This window comes from Stenotrophomonas sp. 63632_Sma, assembly GCF_056482875.1.
Window position 1 is genome coordinate 1,353,678 of the sequence record NZ_CM151220.1, and the last position, 17,158, is coordinate 1,370,835.

Sequence of the window (17,158 nt, forward strand, 5' to 3'; positions counted from 1 at the left end):
CGTCCCGACAGGTCGCAGGAACCTGTCGAAGGCGGGGTGGGTCCGGTTGCAGGGGCGTGAGCGCCATGGATGGCGCGACCGAGCTTACAGGGACGTACTTGCAGCGTCCCCTGCAACCGGACCCACCCCGCCTCCGCGCAGGAAGCCCGCTGTTGCTGTTGCTCTAGCCTCTGCGGGTGCCGGGCGCAGCCCGGCCAGCCCTCTCAGGCGAACAGCGGGGCCTGGCGTTGTTCCAGTCGCAGCAGCGCGGCCTTGGTTTCCAGTCCGCCACCGAAGCCGGTCAGCGCGCCGTTGCTGCCGATCACGCGATGGCAGGGCAGGATGATCGGCAACGGGTTGCGGCCGTTGGCAGCGCCGACCGCGCGGGTCGCGCTGGGCTGGCCCAGATGCTGGGCCAGCTGCAGGTAGCTCCAGGTCTCGCCGAACGGAATCAATGCCAGCGCCTGCCACACGCGCAGCTGGAACGGCGTGCCGCGTGGCGCAAGCTCCAGGTCAAAGCTGCTGCGTTCGCCGTGCAGGAACTGCAGCAGCTGCTCGCGTGCTTCCGGCAGCGCATCCGGCGCGTAGTGCCAGTCGTCGCGGCCGCGTGCCGGGTGGCGGTTTTCCGGGAACAGCACGTGGGACAGGCCACGCTCGTCACCGGCGATGGTCAGCACGCCGATCGGGCTGTCGAAACGGTCGAACAACAAGGTCATGTCGGTTCTCCAACGAAAGTGCCGGACAGGTGCCAAAGATGCAGCACGGCATAGGCACGCCAGGGGCGCCACGGTTGCGAGCGCGCTTCGGTCGCGCGTTCGCTCAGGCGCTGGCCCTGCGCATGGCCGAGCACCTGCTGCAGTACCAGGTCGCCGGCGGGGAAGGCATCGGGCTGGCCGAGCCCGCGCAAGGCGATGTACTGCGCGGTCCACGGACCGATGCCGGGCAGTGCCACGCAGCGGGAAACGAACTCTTCCAGCGCCTGGCCCGGGCCGAAGTCGAGCGCGCCACTGGCACAGGCGGCGGCAAGCGCACGCACGGTGGCGGCGCGGCTGCGCGGCAGGCCGATCGATTCCAGCGGCGCTTCGGCCAGCAGCTCGGGGGCCGGGAACTGGCGATCGAACTCCGGCGGCATGCCTGGCAGGTGTGCGCCATAGGCATCCACCAGCCGCCGCGCGAAGGTGGTGGCCGCGGCCACGCTGACCTGCTGTCCGAGCACGGCGCGTACGCCCACCTCGAAGCCATCCCAGCCGCCGGGGACGCGCAGCCCGGGGCGCTCGGCGATGCCACGCGCCAGCAAGGGTTCCTCATCCAGTGCGGCGTGGACCTGCTGCAGGTCGGCATCCAGATCGAATACGCGACGCACACGGCGGACGATGTCGGGGATCAGGCGCGGATCGACCGCGCCCAGCTGCAGGCGCAGTTCCGGGCGCTTCGGGTCGGCGGTGACGCTCAGCAGGGTGGGGCGCTCCGGCGTGCCGAGCACGCGCTGGTAGCTGTCTTCGCCGATCAGCTCGATGCCGGGCAGGCTGCGCTTGCGCAGGAAGGCCAGCATGCGTGGGAAATCCAGTGGTGGCCGGTATGCCAGACGCAGTACCAGGCAGCCATCGTCGGCGGCCAGCGGCTGGTGCTGGCGACGCAGTGCCGTCGGTGCCATGCCACAGCCCTGCAGGAAGGCGGTATTGAAACGGCGCAGGCTGTTGTAGCCGGCGGCCAGCGCGACGTCGGTCACCGGCAGCGTGGTCTCGGTCAGCAGCTGCTTGGCCAGCAGCAGCCGATAGGTGGCGTGGATCTGCCCTGGCGTTGCGCCCAGATGTTCGACGAACAGGCGCTGCAGCTGGCGCGCGCTGAGTCCGATCTTCTCTGCGAGGTCGGCTACCGGCTGTTCCTGCAGGAAGCCACCATGGATCAGGGCCAAGGCGCGCTGTACGGTCTGCCCGGCCAATGCCTGCTGCGCCTGCGGTGCCAGCTCGGGGCGGCACCGCAGGCACGGGCGGTAACCGGCTGCCGCAGCCGCGGCCGCGGTCGGGTAGTAAGTGATGTTGCGCGGCTTCGGCGGCGGTGCCGGGCACATGGGGCGGCAATAGATGCCGGTGCTGCGCACGGCGGTGAAGAACACGCCGTCGAAGCGTGCGTCGCGGGCCAGGCGGGCGCGGTCGCAGGCGGCGGTGTCGAGGGCGAGGGCGGTGTCCATGGCGCCAGTCTAGGCGTGTGCGGGCGGGGATACTCGCCGGATTCGGACATGGATGCTGGAGGGGGGGGCTGGCAGGGCTTGCAGCCCTGCACCCGCAACGTCAACGTCAACGTCTCAATCAAAAGCTGGCAGTCCGTGGGATGGCGGGGCGGTGTGGGCTGTCAGGACACGCCGTAAACCCGTCCATGGGGGCTCGATGGCGCCATCCATGGCGCCAACGGTCCTGTCAGCCCACACCGCCCCACCTCTGACAGTTGGTCGCTGCAGTTGGTGGGTGCCGACCGTTGGTCGGCACGCTTTTGCTGTTGGTAGGTGTCGACCTTGGTCGACACGCTTTTTCCCAAGGGTCAGAAGGGGTTCAGTGCCACGCGCTGAATGCGCGGCCTGGACGGGTAGACTGTGGTTCTTGCTCCCATGAATCCCGGTTGCCCGATGTCCGCCAAATTCCGCTGGTTGCCCCTGTTGTGCCTGGCCCTGGCGGGCTGCAGTCAGTTGGAGAATCCGGGCAATGTGACGGCTGCCGACAAGGCGGCGCGGGCGCCGGCCAGCGATGGCGAGAACATGGTGTCGATCAATGCGGCTGACGCACCGCCACCGCCGGCGCCGCCGCGCAGCCGGGCGGATCGGCCGTGGCCGCAGGCGCAGTTGGAGAATGGCCGCGCCTGGGTCAGCTGCAGTACCGAGTACGCCGGTGAGGCGGGCGATGGCGTCGAGCTGGAGGGCCTGCAGCGCGAGCAGATTGCCCAGGCCCTGGCGCCGTGTGCCGAGCGTGGTCTGATGCGGGTGCGTTACGCCGGCAAGATCAATCCGGGCTTCGCCGAAATGATGTGGCGACTTGCCGTGGTCGCCGATGAACAGAAGATCCACAAGCGCATCCTCGATCTGGACTCCAGCGGCGGCCAGGTGGAATCGGCGATCGTCGCCGGTGACAGCATCGGTGAATCGGGCTGGACCATCTGGGTGCGCGAGGGCTCGATCTGCCACAGCGCGTGCGTGTTCGTGCTGGCCGCCGGTGACAACCGCCTGCTGTCGGGCAAGGTCGGCATCCACCGCATGATGCGCATCAGTTCCAAGGCCACTTCGCGCGCTGAGCTCAACCGCGAGCTGCACGAGGTCTACGACAACGTAAAGGACTACCTGCAGCGCAACGGCGTGGCGGTGGGCGTGGCCGATCTGATGATGACGGTGCCCAACCGCAGCCTGCGCCTGCTGACGCCGGACGAACTACGCCAGTACGGTCTGGATGGCACCAACGCGGTGCAGGACGATCTGGAACGGATCAAGCAGATGCGCGCCTGCGGCGATGACTTCGTGCAGCGCAAGGATGCGTTCCTGATCGCCTTCGACCAGCAGTGCAAGCGCGAAGGCGCCGACATGGAATCGATCAACAGCTGCGGCCAGGCACTGAAGCAGCGCTTCGGTTTCCCGGATGCGGTGTGCCCGGAAGAAAGCCCGCTGTCGGAAATCGATGTGGCAACGTTGCCGCCGGCACCGTCGGAGCCGCCGCCGGTGGCCGAACAGGCGCCAGCAGACACCGGCACGCCTGCCGCGCAGGCCGATGCCGCAGCGGTGGAAGGCAGCGCCCACGCGCGCTGACGAACAGCTCACCGCGCTGGCGTAGACTGCGGTTCTTTCCCGAGAACCGGCGGTGTCCATGAAGCGCGTGCTCCTGCTGCTGTCCCTGCTGCCCCTGACCGCATTGGCGCAGGCACCCGCGCCGGCCACGCCTGCACCGGCACCCGCGCGCCCCGCACCGGCATCGCCGGCGGCTGCGAAACCGGCCACGGCCGGCGCTCCGGCGTTGACTGCCGCGCAGCAGGCGCAGGTGCAGAAGCAGGATGCGGAAATGGGCGCGGCCGCAGTGAAGGCGGCGCAGCTGGTCGATGCCAACCGCGCAGGCGAGTTGTGGGATGGCGCTTCGGCCGTCGCGCGCCGTGCAGTACCGAAGGCCGCCTTCGTCAGCCAGTTGACTGCCGAGCGCACGCGCCTGGGCGCGCTGGCCGGGCGTGGCCAGCCGACCATCACCCGGGTCAAGTACAGCGCCGGTGCCGCGGTGCCGGAGGGGCTGTACATCAACGTCAGCTTCCCGACCCGTTTCGCCAACAGCGCGCAGCCGGTACGCGAGCTGGTCTCGTTCCGTTTCGACGAGGACCAGGTGTGGCGCCTGGCCGGTTACAGCCTGCGTGCGTCGGCACCCTGAGGAGATGATCGATGGCAACTGAACTGACGATGCTGGCCTGGTCGGTGCTGCTGGGCTTTGTCTACATCTTCGCTACCTCCACCGTGGTCACCCGCGAGCGCGGGATGAAGTGGAATGCCTCGGCGCGTGATGGCGAAGCCAGGCCACTCAGCCCGCTGGCCGGGCGCCTGCAGCGTGCGCAGGCCAACTTCCTGGAGACGTTCCCGTTCTTCGCTGCCGCCGCCATCGCAGTGGTCGTGGCCGGGCGCGGCAACGACACCACGGCGCTGGCGGCGCAGGCCTACTTCTGGGCGCGCGTGGTCTACCTGCCGCTGTATGCCGCGGGCGTGCCCTACGTGCGCAGCCTGGTCTGGGCAGTGTCGCTGCTGTCGATCCTGGCGCTGGTGTTCGCGTTGTTGTGATCCCGGCCTGATCCAGATCAAGGCCGGTCAGGTGCGCGGCGCTATGCTGGCGCGGACTGAATCAACGGCAGGAGGCGCGCATGCGCAGGATGGACGTGGTGGTGGTCGGCGCCGGACCGGCGGGGCTGTGTTTCGCGCGTGCGCTGGCCGGTAGCGGCCTGCAGGTCGGGCTGGTCGAAGTTCAACCGCGCCAGGCCCTTGCCGAGGCCGCCTTCGATGGCCGTGAGATCGCGCTGACCCATGCCTCGCGGCAGAGCATGGAGCAGCTGGGGCTGTGGCAGCGCCTGCCGCAGGCCGAAGTCGCTGAACTGCGCGATGCCAAGGTGATGAACGGCGGCTCGCCGTTCGCGCTGACCTTCGCCAGCAGCCAGGTGGACGGTCAGCCGCTGGGTTGGCTGGTGCCCAACCATCTGATCCGCCGCGCTGCATGGGATGCCGTGCAGGGGCAGGACGGCCTGGAGCTGTTCGACGGGCGCAAGGTGCTGGGCGTGCAGGCCGATGCGCAGGGCCACGTGGTCAAACTCGATGACGGCAGCCAACTTCATGCGCGCCTGCTGGTCGCCGCTGACAGCCGCTTCTCCGCAACCCGCCGCATGCTCGGCATCGGCGCGCAGATGCGCGACTTCGGCAAGTCGATGCTGGTGTGCCGCATGCAGGTTGAGCGTGATCATCACCACACTGCCTGGGAATGGTTCGGCTACGGCCGCACGATGGCGTTGCTGCCGCTCAACGAAGGCCAGGCATCAGCAGTGATCACGCTGCCACCGCGGCAGATTGAAGAACTGCTGGCGATGGACGAGGTGGCCTTCGGTGAGGCCATCGGTGCCTGCTTCGAACACCGTCTTGGCCGCATGCAGCCAGTGGCCACGCCGCAGGCGTATCCGCTGGTGGGTGTGTACGCGCACCGTTTCGTCGGCGAGCGTTCGGCGCTGATCGGCGATGCCGCCGTCGGCATGCATCCGGTCACCGCACATGGCTTCAATCTGGGCCTGGCCAGTGCGCAGCGGCTGGCGCAGGGCATCGTCGAACAGCAGCGTCGCGGTGCCGACATCGCCGCCGCCGGCATGCTGGCCAGCTACCAGCGCGGTCATCGGCTGGCATCGAGGCCGCTGTACGAGGCCACCAACGCGATCGCCAGCCTGTATACCGACGATCGCCGCCCGGCGCGGCTGCTGCGCGCGGCCGGCCTGCGCCTGGCGCAGGGCGTTGCGCCGTTCAGGCAGCTGATCGCCTCGCACCTGACCCAGCGCGTGGCCTGAACCGGTTCAGATCAGCCCGTTCAGATCAGCCGGCGGCCAGCACGCGGATCTGGCTGTCGGCGAATTCAACCACCTGGCCTGCGCGGATCTTGCAGGCCTTGCGCAGTTCGACCTCGCCGTCGACCAGCACCTGGCCGTCGCTGATGACCATCTTGGCCTCGCCGCCGCTGGTGACCAGGTCGGCCAGCTTGAGCAGCTGCTTGAGTTCGACGTAGTCACCGTCGAGGTCGAATTCGAGAATCTGCATGGAGCGGGGTTCCTGGGGAAGGGCGCAGCAGCGGCCGGGCCGGTGAAGAGGGCGCGTATTGTGCGCCAGCTTGGGGCATGACGGTACGCGCACGGCAAGCTGTACGCCTTGTTCAGGATCAATGCGGTATGATTCCGCTCTGAGCGAGTGAAATCTCCTCCAACCGAGCAGCGCCAGGGCACGCGATAAGAAGGGCGCCCAAAGCGCGGACCATCACCTTTTTTATCGCACTGCCAGGAAGACGGCAGTGTCTTCGGAGTTCCCCATGTCCCAAGATTCCCAAGCGCCGCTGCAGTTTGCGCAGCTCGGCCTGTCCGAGCCCGTGATGCAGGCGGTCACCGCCATCGGCTACGAAACCCCGTCGCCGATCCAGGCCGCCACCATCCCGGCGATGCTGGAAGGCCGCGACGTGCTGGGCCAGGCCCAGACCGGCACCGGCAAGACCGCAGCGTTCGCGCTGCCGGTACTGTCCAACATCGACCTGCAGCAGATCAAGCCGCAGGCCCTGATCCTGGCACCGACCCGCGAACTGGCCATCCAGGTTGCCGAGGCGTTCCAGTCCTATTCGTCGAAGATCCCGGGCTTCCGGGTGCTGCCGGTGTACGGCGGCCAGCCGTACGGCCAGCAGCTGTCGGCCCTGCGCCGCGGCGTGCACATCGTGGTCGGTACCCCCGGCCGCGTGATCGACCACCTGGACCGCAGCACCCTGGACCTGTCCGAGCTGAAGACGCTGGTGCTGGACGAAGCCGATGAAATGCTGCGCATGGGCTTCATCGACGACGTCGAAGCCGTGCTGAAGAAGCTGCCGGAGCAGCGCCAGGTGGCCCTGTTCTCGGCCACCATGCCGCCGCAGATCCGCCGCATCGCGCAGACCTACCTGCAGGACCCGGTGGAAGTGACCATCGCGGCCAAGACCACCACCTCGGCCAACATCCGCCAGCGTTACTGGTGGGTGAGCGGCATGCACAAGCTGGACGCGCTGACCCGCATCCTGGAAGTCGAGCCGTTCGACGCGATGATCATCTTCGCGCGCACCAAGGCCGGCACCGAGGAACTGGCCAGCAAGCTGCAGGCCCGTGGCCTGGCCGCTGCCGCCATCAACGGTGACATGCAGCAGGCCCAGCGTGAGCGCACCATCGCCATGCTGAAGGAAGGCAAGCTGGACATCCTGGTCGCCACCGACGTGGCTGCCCGCGGCCTGGACGTGGAGCGCATCAGCCACGTGCTGAACTACGACATCCCGTACGACACCGAAAGCTACGTGCACCGCATCGGCCGTACCGGTCGTGCCGGCCGCAGCGGCGAGGCGATCCTGTTCGCCACCCCGCGCGAGAAGGGCATGCTGCGCCAGATCGAGCGCGCCACCCGCCAGCCGATCGAAGAGATGCAGCTGCCGAGCGTGGAAGCGGTCAACGACACCCGCATCAACAAGTTCACCTCGCGCATCAGCGAAACCCTCGGCGCCGGTGGCCTGGACTTCTACCGCCAGCTGCTGGAGCGTTTCGAGAACGAGCAGAACGTGCCGGCCATTGAAGTGGCTGCCGCGCTGGCCAAGATGCTGCAGGGTGACACCCCGTTCCTGCTGCAGCCGCCGGTGCGTGCCCCGCGTGAAGAGCGCGCACCGCGCGAACGCTTCGACCGTGGTGACCGCCCGGAACGTGGCGATCGCTTCGACCGCAACGAGCGTGGTCCGCGCTTCGAGCGTGGCCCGCGCCGCGACGACGCCGAAGGTGGCTTCGAGCAGCGTCCGCGCCGTGAGGTTCCGCCACGTGGTGCGCCGGAGCAGGGCATGGAGACCTACCGCATTTCGGTCGGCCACCAGCACGGCGTGAAGCCGGCCAACATCGTTGGCGCCATTGCCAACGAAGCTGGCCTGGAAAGCCGCTTCATCGGCCGCATCGACATCCACGACGACTTCTCGCTGCTGGACCTGCCGGCACAGATGCCGCCGGACGTGCTGTCGCACCTGCAGAAGGTGTGGGTGTCCGGCCAGCAGCTGCAGATGCGTGCGCTGGCTCCGGGTGAAGACACCAACCCGGCCCCGCGTTCGTTCAAGCCGCGCTTCGACAAGCGTGGTCCGGGCGGCCCGGGTGGCCCGCGTCGCGGTGGCCCGGGCGGTCCGGGTGGCCACGGTGGCGACCGCGGCGGTGACCGCGACAGCCGCCCGCCGCGTCGTGACGGCTTCAAGCCGCGCGGCCCGCGCAGCTTCTAAGCCGCACCTGCGGTCCTGAACAACGCCAGCCTCCGGGTTGGCGTTGTCCGTTATGGGCCTGGAAAAGGGGACGGAGGGGATTAAGTCGTTTATGCCCGGCAGTGCGCTTATGCCGAAAACGACTTAATCCCCTCCGTCCCCTTTTCGCATGGCAAACACATTGCCGGTCATAGGCTGGGCCGGTTCCAAGGGAGGTTGTCACCGCAGCACATTCGGGGGGATCCGGGATGGGTAGAAGTGGCACGGACCAGCAGAGCCGGCGGGTGCCGATGACCCGTGGCCTGGGATTGCGCTTTGCGTTGTTGACGGGCATGGCGATCGGGTTGGTCGCGCTGTCCGCGTTGATCCAGGAACTGCAGGCGGCCTCGACGGCCTGGATTGCCGGCCAGGGCTACTGGTCGCGAGGGCAGCAGGATGCGACCGCTGCGCTGAGCCGCTATCTGGCGCGTGGCGATGCGCAGGACCTGGATGACGCGCGCCAGGCCCTGCGGATTCCGTTGGGGGATCTGCAGGCCCGGCTGGCGCTGGAACAGGCGGTACCGGACGAGGAGAAGGCCCGGCAGGGTTTCCTGCAGGGCGGCAACGCGCGCGCCGATATTCCACGCCTGGTGTTCTCGTTCCGCTACGCCCGTGACCTGGGAGCATTCCGCGAAGCCACTGCACTGTGGCGGCAGACCGATGGTGATCTGGAGGCTGTGCAGGCCCTGGTCGCCGAGCTGCAACGGAGGCATGCGGCAGGTGAACTGCCCGTGGCCGACCGCAATCGCTACCTGCAGCAGCTGCGGGATCTCGACCGCCGCCTGCAGGTGCAGGCCCAGGCGTTCTCGCAGGCGCTGCTGAGGATGGCCACCATGGTCCGGATCGCCACGCTGATGGTTGGCGGCCTGTCGGTGCTGGTGATCAGCCTGATGGCAGTGGCGCTGGCGCGTCGCGTCGGCAAGGATCTGACCGAGCACGAGAGCCGCTTCCGCGCGGACTTCTACCAGGCCAATGTCGGCATGCTGAAGCTCGACACCGATGGCCGCGTGGTCGAGGCCAACCAGGCGATGGCGGATATCCTCGACTACCGGCGCGATGTGCTGCTGCAGATGCTGCTGGGTGACCTGCTGATGGAGGGGGAACTGGTCCTCGACGGTGTCGGCCGCATCGACTGGGACCGGCAGCTGCGGCCGAGCGAGCTGCGTTTCCGGCGGCGCGATGGCAGCCTCGTCTGGGGACGCTGGAGCGGTACCGCGGTTCGCAGCTCGGGCGGTGGATTGTCGGTGTTCGCGATCATCGAGGATGTCAGCCAGAACCATGCACTGGCGCGCGAGATCGAGCATCACGCCAGCCACGATCCGCTGACCGGCCTGATCAACCGCCGCGAGATCGAACGCCTGCTGGAACGCGCGCTGCTGCAGGTCCGGACGGACGGTGGTACGCATGCGCTGTGCTACATCAACCTGGACCACTTCAAGCTGGTCAACGACAGCTTCGGTCATGCCGCCGGCGACCAGATGCTGCGCGGTTTCGCCGACTATCTGGTGGCGGCGGTGCGTGATGGCGATTGGGTCGGCCGCCTGGGGGCCGATGAGTTCGCGGTGTTTCTCGCCCACGCCGGCCAGGATGAAGCCAAGCGGGTACTGCAGCGGGTGATCCGCAACCTGGGCCAGGCCACGTTCCCGATCAGCGAGGGCAGCCCGCAGTTGAGCTGCAGCATCGGCGTGGTCGAGGTCAGTGCCGAGGCGCCGGACGCGAACTGGTTGATGAGCGCCGCCGACAGCGCCTGCTATGCGGCCAAGCAGGCCGGTCGCAACCGTGTGCACTGCTTCAACGAGAACCGCATGGCGCTGGAGGAGCGGCGGCAGGAGGCCGAGCGTCTGCAGGGTGTCAGCCTGGCCATGGCGGAGAATCGCATGCTGCTGTACGCGCAGCGCATCGCCCGCGTGGGCGATCCGTCCTACCTGCATTACGAGGTGCTGGTGCGCATGCGTGGTACCGATGGCAGCCTGCATCTGCCCGGTCAGTTCATGCCGGCGGTGGAGCGATACGGCATGGCGGTGGCGCTGGATCGGCACGTGCTCGGGCTGTTGTTCCGCCACCTGCAAGTCTGCCCGGCACACGTGCGCCAGCTGGGCCTGTGCAACGTCAACGTTTCGGCGCAGTCGATCGCCGAGCCGGGATTCCTCGCCTTCGTCTGCGACCTGCTCGAGCGCAACCGCGCGCTGGCCTCGAAACTGTGTTTCGAGATCACCGAGACCGCGGCGATCAGCAACCTCAGCCAGGCACGCGCTTTCATCGATGCGGTCAAAGCGCGTGGCTGCCGGATGGCACTGGATGACTTCGGCTCCGGCCTGTCCTCGTTCGGCTATCTGCGCCAGCTGCCTGCGGACATCCTGAAGATCGACGGCACCTTCGTGCGTGACATGGACACCGACCCGGTCAGCCACGCCACGGTGCGGGCGATCAGCGAGCTCGGGCGGGAACTGCAGATGGAGGTGGTGGCCGAATGGGTGGAAACCGCCGAGGTGGCTGGCGCACTGACCCGGCTCGGCGTGCAGGGCCTGCAGGGCTACGCGATCGAGCGGCCGCAGCCGCTGGAACGGATGACCCTGAGTGACCTGAGGCCGGTCCGCCTGGTGGCGGTGAAGGGGCCTCCGGCCGCTGGCTGAACGGCGCACGGCGACTTTGGTCTACACATGCGTGGCGTGCCCGGCTGCGATAATGCGCGCCAGGGGCGACGCGCAGTGGGCGCGGACGTAAGCAGGAACAGGATGTGGCGTGGGCGTCAGGCAGTGGCGGTACGAAACAGGGGCGCTGCTGGTCGTCCTGCTGATGGGAGTGTTGCTTCCCGGTCTGGTGCACGCGCGCCTGGCCGAGGCCGGCCGGGATTTCCTGCTGGTTGGCGCACCGACGGACGAACCGACACCCCATCGTGGCTGTACGCCCGCGATGCTGGCCGGGCCGCGCGAGCAGGTAGAGGTACCGGCGCCGCCCGGGGGCTGGTCGGGGCAACCCCAGGCGCTGGATGTGTTCAACGTGTTCGCTGGCGAAGTCCGCGTACAGCATGGTGACCGCGAGATCTGCGGCAACATGCACGATGCGCGCACCCGTGATTCGCGCTTCCGCGCCGGCATCGGCCTGGTGGCGGTGCCAGCGGCAGGCAGCCATGAGCCGTTCCTGGTGTCGTGGCAGGCGCCGCTGAAAGCGCGCTGGGTGCCGACCTTGCGGCTGGGGGCGCCCAGTCCGGTCCAGCAGAACGATACCGCCCGCCTGCTGGTGCGCGCGGCCTGCATCGCGGTGGCGATCGCGCTGGCGCTGTCGGCATTGATGGCCTACCTGACCACCCGTGACCGCAGCTTCCTGGTCTACATCGGCGCGACGATCGTGGTGGTGGTGTGGCAGGCGGTTCTTGGCGGCTTGAGCGGCTACCCCGAACCGTGGCTGCCGGTGGGCGAGCGCGGCGCATGGTGGCTGCTGGCGCTGACCGCCGCGACCCAGGCGCTGGTACTGCCCGCTCTGTGGCGCCTCAACGGTGGGGACCGCTTGCTGCCGCGCTCGCGGCCGGCACAGCAGGCTGTGCTGTGGGGCCTGATGGGACTGGCCGCGCTGGTGCCGTGGCTGCGCTGGGACACCCTGGCGCTGGTCGCGCAGAGCCTGCAGCTGACCTTCATCCTCGGTTGCCTGTTGTCACTGGCCGCTGGCATGCGTGCCTGGTTGCGCGGTGACTGCTGGGCGTTGGCGGGCCTGGCGGCGCTGGTGCCATTGCTGGTGATGATCGCAGCCGATGCCAGCAGTGCGGGGTGGCTGCTGGAGTACCGGGTGGAAGCACTGCAGCTGTCGGTGACCTGGCTGCTGATGATGGCCGCCTATGCCATGAACCAGCGGCTGGGCCGGCTGCGCCAGCAGCGCGATGAACTGCGCCAGCTGGCCGAAACCGATGGCCTGACCGGGCTGCCCAACCGCCGGGCCGGCCTGCAGCAGCTGGCCCGTCACCTGGCACAGGTCGACCGTGAGCGCGGCCCGCTGGTGATCGGTTTTCTCGACATCGACCTGTTCAAGGACATCAACGACCGCCATGGCCACGCGGTGGGCGACCAGGTGCTGGTGGCGGTAGCGCGTGCCCTGCGCACGGCAGTCCGCAGCCAGGACGAAGTGGTGCGGATGGGCGGCGAGGAGTTCCTGCTGCTGATGCCGGGCATGCCGCGCGAGGCGGCGTCGGCACGCCTGGACCGCCTGCGCCAGCGCATCACCGAAGCCGGCCAGGCCCTGCAGGTGCCGGGCCTGGAAGTGACCGCCAGCATCGGACTGGCGCAGTGGCGGCCGGGTGAGGATGACCTGGCCGGGCTGCTGCGGCGGGCCGACCATGCCATGTACGTGGCCAAGCGGGCGGGTCGCAACCGGGTGTTCGACGGCGAAGAGCTCGATCCGCCGGCCCCGGCATGAAGCGCAGCGGGCGGCGATGCCGGATAATGGACCGATGACCACCCGACTCAACAAACATATCGCCGACACCGGCTTCTGCTCCCGCCGCGAGGCCGATCGCCTGATCGCCGCCCGCCGCGTCACCGTCAACGGCCACGCGGCCGGCACCGGTGCGGTGGTGGGCGAGGAAGACCAGGTGCTGGTCGACGGCCAGCCGCTGCGCGCGCGCGTGGCACGCAAGCCCGGCGCCCGCCGCCACGTCTACATCGCGCTGAACAAGCCGGTGGGCGTCACCTGCACCACCGAAACCTCGGTCAAGGGCAACATCGTCGACTTCGTCGGCCACGAACAGCGCATCTTCCCGGTCGGCCGCCTGGACAAGGAGTCCGAAGGCCTGATCCTGATGACCAGCAACGGCGACATCGTCAACCAGATCCTGCGTGCCGAGAACGGCCACCAGAAGGAGTACCTGGTGGCGGTGAACAAGCCGGTCACCGACGAGTTCCTGCGTGGCATGGCGCGCGGCGTGCGCATCCACGACCAGATGACGCTGCCGTGCAAGACCTCGCGCATCGCCAAGTTCGGATTCCGCATCACCCTGCAGCAGGGACTGAACCGGCAGATCCGCCTGATGGCCGCCGAGTTCGGCTATCGCGTGACCCAGCTGCGCCGCGTGCGCATCGACAACATCAAGATCGGCGCGCTGAAGCCGGGCCAGTGGCGCAACCTGACCGAGCAGGAACTGCAGGGCCTGCTGCCGAAGCAGCTGGACTGGTAACGCGCGGTAGTGCCGGCCGCTGGCCGGCTGCACCAGGCATCGAATGAGCGCGGGATGCCGGCCAGCGGCCGGCACTCCCCGTTGTGCGGATTGCGCACCGGCATCAGCTAGACTCCGCAGTGACCTGCCGGAATGTGACGCTGCATGATCAAGCCCGACAAGCCTGCCAACGAAGCCCTTCGGCTCGAGGCGCTGTACCGCTACCGGATCCTGGATTCGCAGCGTGAGAAATCCTTCGACGACCTGGTCGCGATCGCCAAGGCGGTCTGCGGTACCTCGATGGCGGCGGTGACCCTGATCGACGTCGAACGGCAGTGGTTCAAGTCGATCCAGGGCATCGACGCGGCGGAAAACCTGCGCAGCGAATCGATGTGTGGCCACGCCATCCTGCAGCCGCAGGAAATCATGGTGGTCGAGGACGCGTTGCAGGACATCCGCTTCCACGATAATCCGGTAGTGACCGGCGACCCGCACATCCGCTTCTACGCCGGTGCGCCACTGATCAGTTCCGATGGCCTGCCTCTGGGCACGCTGTGCGTGTTCGATGCACATCCGCAGCACCTGCCCAGCGACAAGGCCGAGGCACTGGCCGCGCTGTCACGGCAGGTGATGCTGGTGATGGAGCTGCGCCGTTTCGCGCTCGACATCCAGAAGCACATGCTGGAGCGCGATGACTACGAGCGCCTGTTGGCGGAGTACCAGGACGTGCTGCTGGCGCAGAATGCCGACCTGGCCGAGCAGAGCCGCACCGATGCGCTGACCGGCCTGCCCAACCGCCGCGCAATGGCGGCGGCACTGGAAGAGGCGGTGGTGGAGATCGATGGGCAACCGGGCGTCGCCTGCGTTGCGTTGCTCGACATCGATCATTTCAAGCACATCAATGATTTCCAGGGCCACGCTACAGGCGACCGGGTGCTGGCCGAGCTGGGCGTGCTGCTGCGCTCGCACTTCGCCGGCCGCGGCATGGCCGCGCGCTACGGCGGCGAGGAGTTCGTGGCGGTAATGCCGGGCACCGACCTGCACACGGCCGAACTGCAATGCGAGTTCCTGCGCCTGGCCGTGGCTGACCTGCCGCTTGGATTCCCGGTCACGATCAGCATCGGTGTTGCCCAGCACCAGCCAGGTGAAAGCGTGGATGACATGCTGGCGCGCGCCGACAAGGCGCTGTACCGGGCCAAGGGCAATGGTCGCAACCGGGTGGAACGGGCGGGCTGAGCCCCAGGTAGATCCACGCCACGCGTGGATGAAATATCCATTCGAACGCCATGCGCGTCGCATTCCCTGCGATCCACGTGCTGCACCATGCCGTTCCTGTTCCCACGGACGCCGACCATGCTGCAGACCCTGGCCATCGCCCACTACCGCTCGTTGCACGGGTTGGTGCTGCCGCTGCAGCAGCTGAACGTAGTCACCGGCGACAACGGCAGCGGCAAGTCCAGCCTGTACCGCGCGCTGCGCCTGCTGGCAGAGACCGCGCAGGGCGGCGTCGCGGCGGTTCTGGCCCGCGAAGGTGGGCTCGGTTCGGCGCTGTGGGCGGGGCCGGAAAAAATGGACCGTCGGGTTGCTGCCGGCGAAATTCCCTTGCAGGGCGGCCCACGGCAGGAATCGGTGGGATTGAAGCTGGGCTTCACCACCGACGAGTTCGGCTATGCCATCGACCTGGGCTACCCACCGCCCAGCCGTTCGGCCTTCGCACTGGACCCGCAGATCAAGGCCGAGGCGATCTGGGCCGGGCCGTTCCTGCGCAGCGCCAACCTGCTGGTCGACCGACGTGGGGCAATGGTGCGGCAACGCCATGCGCGCGGTTGGGATCTGGTCGATGACCGGTTGTCGCTGTTCGACAGTCTGTTCACCCAGGTTGGCGATCCGCAGCGCATGCCGGAAACCATCGCCCTGCGCGAGTACATCCGTCGCTGGCGCTTCTACGACCATTTCCGCAGCGACGCCGATGCCCCGGCACGGCAACCGGCGATGGCCACGCGCACGCCGGTGCTGCATCACGACGGTCGCGATCTGGCGGCGGCCTGGGTGACCATCCTCGAGATCGGTGATCCGGGCGCACTGGCGCGCAGCGTGGAGGATGCGTTCCCGGGCGCCACGGTGGGGTTCGAGGAACTGGATGGCCGGCTGGCCCTGCGCTTCCACCAGCCGGGGCTGCTGCGGCCGTTGTCGATGGCCGAGCTGTCCGACGGCACGCTGCGCTTCCTGCTGCTGGCCGCGGCACTGCACACGCCGCGCCCGCCGCCGCTGCTGGTGCTCAACGAACCGGAGACCAGCCTGCATCCGGACCTGCTGCCGGCGCTGGCGCGGCTGATCATCGCGGCCAGTGCGCGCAGCCAGGTGTGGGTGGTCTCACACGCCAGCCGACTGATCGCAGCACTGGAGCAGGCGCCCGGCTGTCATTCGCTGCATCTGCACAAGGAACAGGGGCGCACGCTGTTGAGCGGGCAGGGCTTGCTGGATGCCCCGGCATGGCACTGGCCGCAGCGCTGACAAGGCGATTCGCACCCTGCGCGGATACGCTCAATCGGCGATGTTGCGTGCTTCCGACGTACCGAGAATCTCCGGGTGCTGCACCGGCTTGCGGCGGTTCAACAACGGATGCAGGAACACCGCGCCGACGATGATCGCCACGCCCAGGTAGAACCACGGCGTGACCTCGTGCTGCTCGCGCAGCAGCACCACTGCCAGCACCACCGCGTAGACCGGTTCCAGGTTGGTCACCAGCTGCACGGTGTAGGCGCTCAGGTGGCGTAGCGCGACCAAGGCCAGGGCGAACGGCAGCAGCGTGCAGAACCCGGCCAGTACCAGTAGCAGGATGCCGTCGTGCAGGTCCGGAACCACCCATAGTGGGCTGGCCAGCGCCGGCAGCAGGTAGGGCATCAGCGGTGCCAGCAGGGTCAGGGTGAGGGTGCCGGCGCCCAGCTCCAGTGCGGTGACTGTAAGCGGATCGGCGTGGCTGACCATGCGCTTGTTGAGCGAGCCGAACACCGCCACCAGCAGCGCCGATATCGCGCCGATCAACACACCCAGGCGCATGCCATCGGGCACGCCACCGACCACCAGTGCAACACCCGGCAGCACGGCCAGGCCGAAGGCGAGTTCACGCAGCTGGAACGGTCGCTTGGCTACCCACGGTTCGATGATCGAGGTGAATACCGGCGCCAGCGCGATGCAGGTGGCGGCCACCGAGGCGTTGGCCAGCTTCACCGCGCCGTAGAACGTCAGCCAGTGCAGGGCGACCAGCGCGCCGATGCCGGCGTAGCCCGCCACCAGGCGCAGTGGCAGGGTGCGCAATCCGCGCCAGACCCGCGGCAGCAGCGCCAACATTGCCGTTACCAGCAGCATGCGCCACCACACCAGCGGCAGCGCCGGCAGGGTGATCAACTTGCCGAGGATGGCGGTGACGCCCCACAGCAGGACACAGAAGTGGATCTGCCACAGCGCTTTGCGGGTGTCGGGTGTGCTCATCCGCCTATTGTGAGGC

14 protein-coding genes are annotated in these 17,158 nt (G+C 68.2%); 10 read left to right on the top strand and 4 right to left on the bottom strand.

All coding sequences use genetic code 11. From position 1 onward, the window contains the following. Positions 1 to 203: 203 nt before the first annotated feature. Both ACZK45_RS06210 and ACZK45_RS06215 read right to left on the bottom strand, forming a co-directional pair. Positions 204 to 695, bottom strand: a complete 492-nt coding sequence (locus ACZK45_RS06210; protein ID WP_180837979.1) for a methylated-DNA--[protein]-cysteine S-methyltransferase — start codon at positions 693 to 695, stop codon at positions 204 to 206. Beyond that, positions 692 to 2,170, bottom strand: a complete 1,479-nt coding sequence (locus tag ACZK45_RS06215; protein ID WP_125895998.1) for an AlkA N-terminal domain-containing protein — start codon at positions 2,168 to 2,170, stop codon at positions 692 to 694. The genes ACZK45_RS06210 and ACZK45_RS06215 overlap by 4 nt, the downstream gene beginning before the upstream one ends. A 432-nt stretch (positions 2,171 to 2,602) precedes the next feature. Here ACZK45_RS06215 and ACZK45_RS06220 point away from each other — a divergent pair, with 432 nt between their 5' ends. From ACZK45_RS06220 to ubiM, 4 genes are all read left to right on the top strand, one after another. Continuing rightward, a complete protein-coding gene (locus tag ACZK45_RS06220) occupies positions 2,603 to 3,766 on the top strand; it encodes a COG3904 family protein (protein WP_032128359.1) in 1,164 nt (387 codons plus the stop codon). Positions 3,767 to 3,824: 58 nt separating this feature from the next. Next, on the top strand, positions 3,825 to 4,370 hold the full coding sequence (locus ACZK45_RS06225) for a DUF4019 domain-containing protein (protein WP_032128358.1): 546 nt from the start codon (positions 3,825 to 3,827) through the stop codon (positions 4,368 to 4,370). 11 nt (positions 4,371 to 4,381) lie between these two features. Then, positions 4,382 to 4,771: an MAPEG family protein gene (locus tag ACZK45_RS06230; RefSeq protein ID WP_032128357.1), complete on the top strand. Its 390-nt coding sequence runs from the start codon at positions 4,382 to 4,384 to the stop codon at positions 4,769 to 4,771. 80 nt (positions 4,772 to 4,851) lie between these two features. Next, positions 4,852 to 6,030, top strand: coding sequence for a 5-demethoxyubiquinol-8 5-hydroxylase UbiM (gene ubiM, locus ACZK45_RS06235; protein ID WP_071228464.1), 1,179 nt, complete (start codon positions 4,852 to 4,854; stop codon positions 6,028 to 6,030). Positions 6,031 to 6,055: 25 nt separating this feature from the next. Here the strand turns inward: ubiM and ACZK45_RS06240 are convergent, their stop codons facing one another. Further along, positions 6,056 to 6,277: an RNA-binding S4 domain-containing protein gene (locus tag ACZK45_RS06240; protein WP_004150681.1), complete on the bottom strand. Its 222-nt coding sequence runs from the start codon at positions 6,275 to 6,277 to the stop codon at positions 6,056 to 6,058. 265 nt (positions 6,278 to 6,542) lie between these two features. On the opposite strand from ACZK45_RS06240, the gene ACZK45_RS06245 reads away from it, so the two are divergent. The 6 genes from ACZK45_RS06245 to ACZK45_RS06270 all read left to right on the top strand — a co-directional run bounded on the left by ACZK45_RS06245 (position 6,543) and on the right by ACZK45_RS06270 (position 16,164). Then, positions 6,543 to 8,489 carry a DEAD/DEAH box helicase gene (locus tag ACZK45_RS06245; protein WP_478445593.1) on the top strand — a complete coding sequence of 649 codons (1,947 nt, stop codon included), beginning with the start codon at positions 6,543 to 6,545 and terminating at the stop codon, positions 8,487 to 8,489. 227 nt (positions 8,490 to 8,716) lie between these two features. Then, positions 8,717 to 11,140, top strand: a complete 2,424-nt coding sequence (locus tag ACZK45_RS06250) for a putative bifunctional diguanylate cyclase/phosphodiesterase (RefSeq protein WP_478445594.1) — start codon at positions 8,717 to 8,719, stop codon at positions 11,138 to 11,140. Between the two features lie 109 nt (positions 11,141 to 11,249). Then, positions 11,250 to 12,914 carry a sensor domain-containing diguanylate cyclase gene (locus tag ACZK45_RS06255; RefSeq protein WP_125893802.1) on the top strand — a complete coding sequence of 555 codons (1,665 nt, stop codon included), beginning with the start codon at positions 11,250 to 11,252 and terminating at the stop codon, positions 12,912 to 12,914. Between the two features lie 34 nt (positions 12,915 to 12,948). After that, positions 12,949 to 13,671, top strand: coding sequence for a pseudouridine synthase (locus ACZK45_RS06260; RefSeq protein WP_032128352.1), 723 nt, complete (start codon positions 12,949 to 12,951; stop codon positions 13,669 to 13,671). Between the two features lie 144 nt (positions 13,672 to 13,815). After that, positions 13,816 to 14,886 (top strand): sensor domain-containing diguanylate cyclase, encoded by a 1,071-nt coding sequence (locus ACZK45_RS06265; RefSeq protein ID WP_125893804.1) that lies wholly within the window; start codon positions 13,816 to 13,818, stop codon positions 14,884 to 14,886. A gap of 117 nt (positions 14,887 to 15,003) precedes the next feature. Further along, positions 15,004 to 16,164, top strand: a complete 1,161-nt coding sequence (locus ACZK45_RS06270; protein ID WP_032128350.1) for an AAA family ATPase — start codon at positions 15,004 to 15,006, stop codon at positions 16,162 to 16,164. Between the two features lie 30 nt (positions 16,165 to 16,194). On the opposite strand, the gene ACZK45_RS06275 is transcribed toward ACZK45_RS06270, so the two are convergent. Next, positions 16,195 to 17,142 (bottom strand): DMT family transporter, encoded by a 948-nt coding sequence (locus tag ACZK45_RS06275; protein WP_049461762.1) that lies wholly within the window; start codon positions 17,140 to 17,142, stop codon positions 16,195 to 16,197. Positions 17,143 to 17,158: the final 16 nt, after the last annotated feature.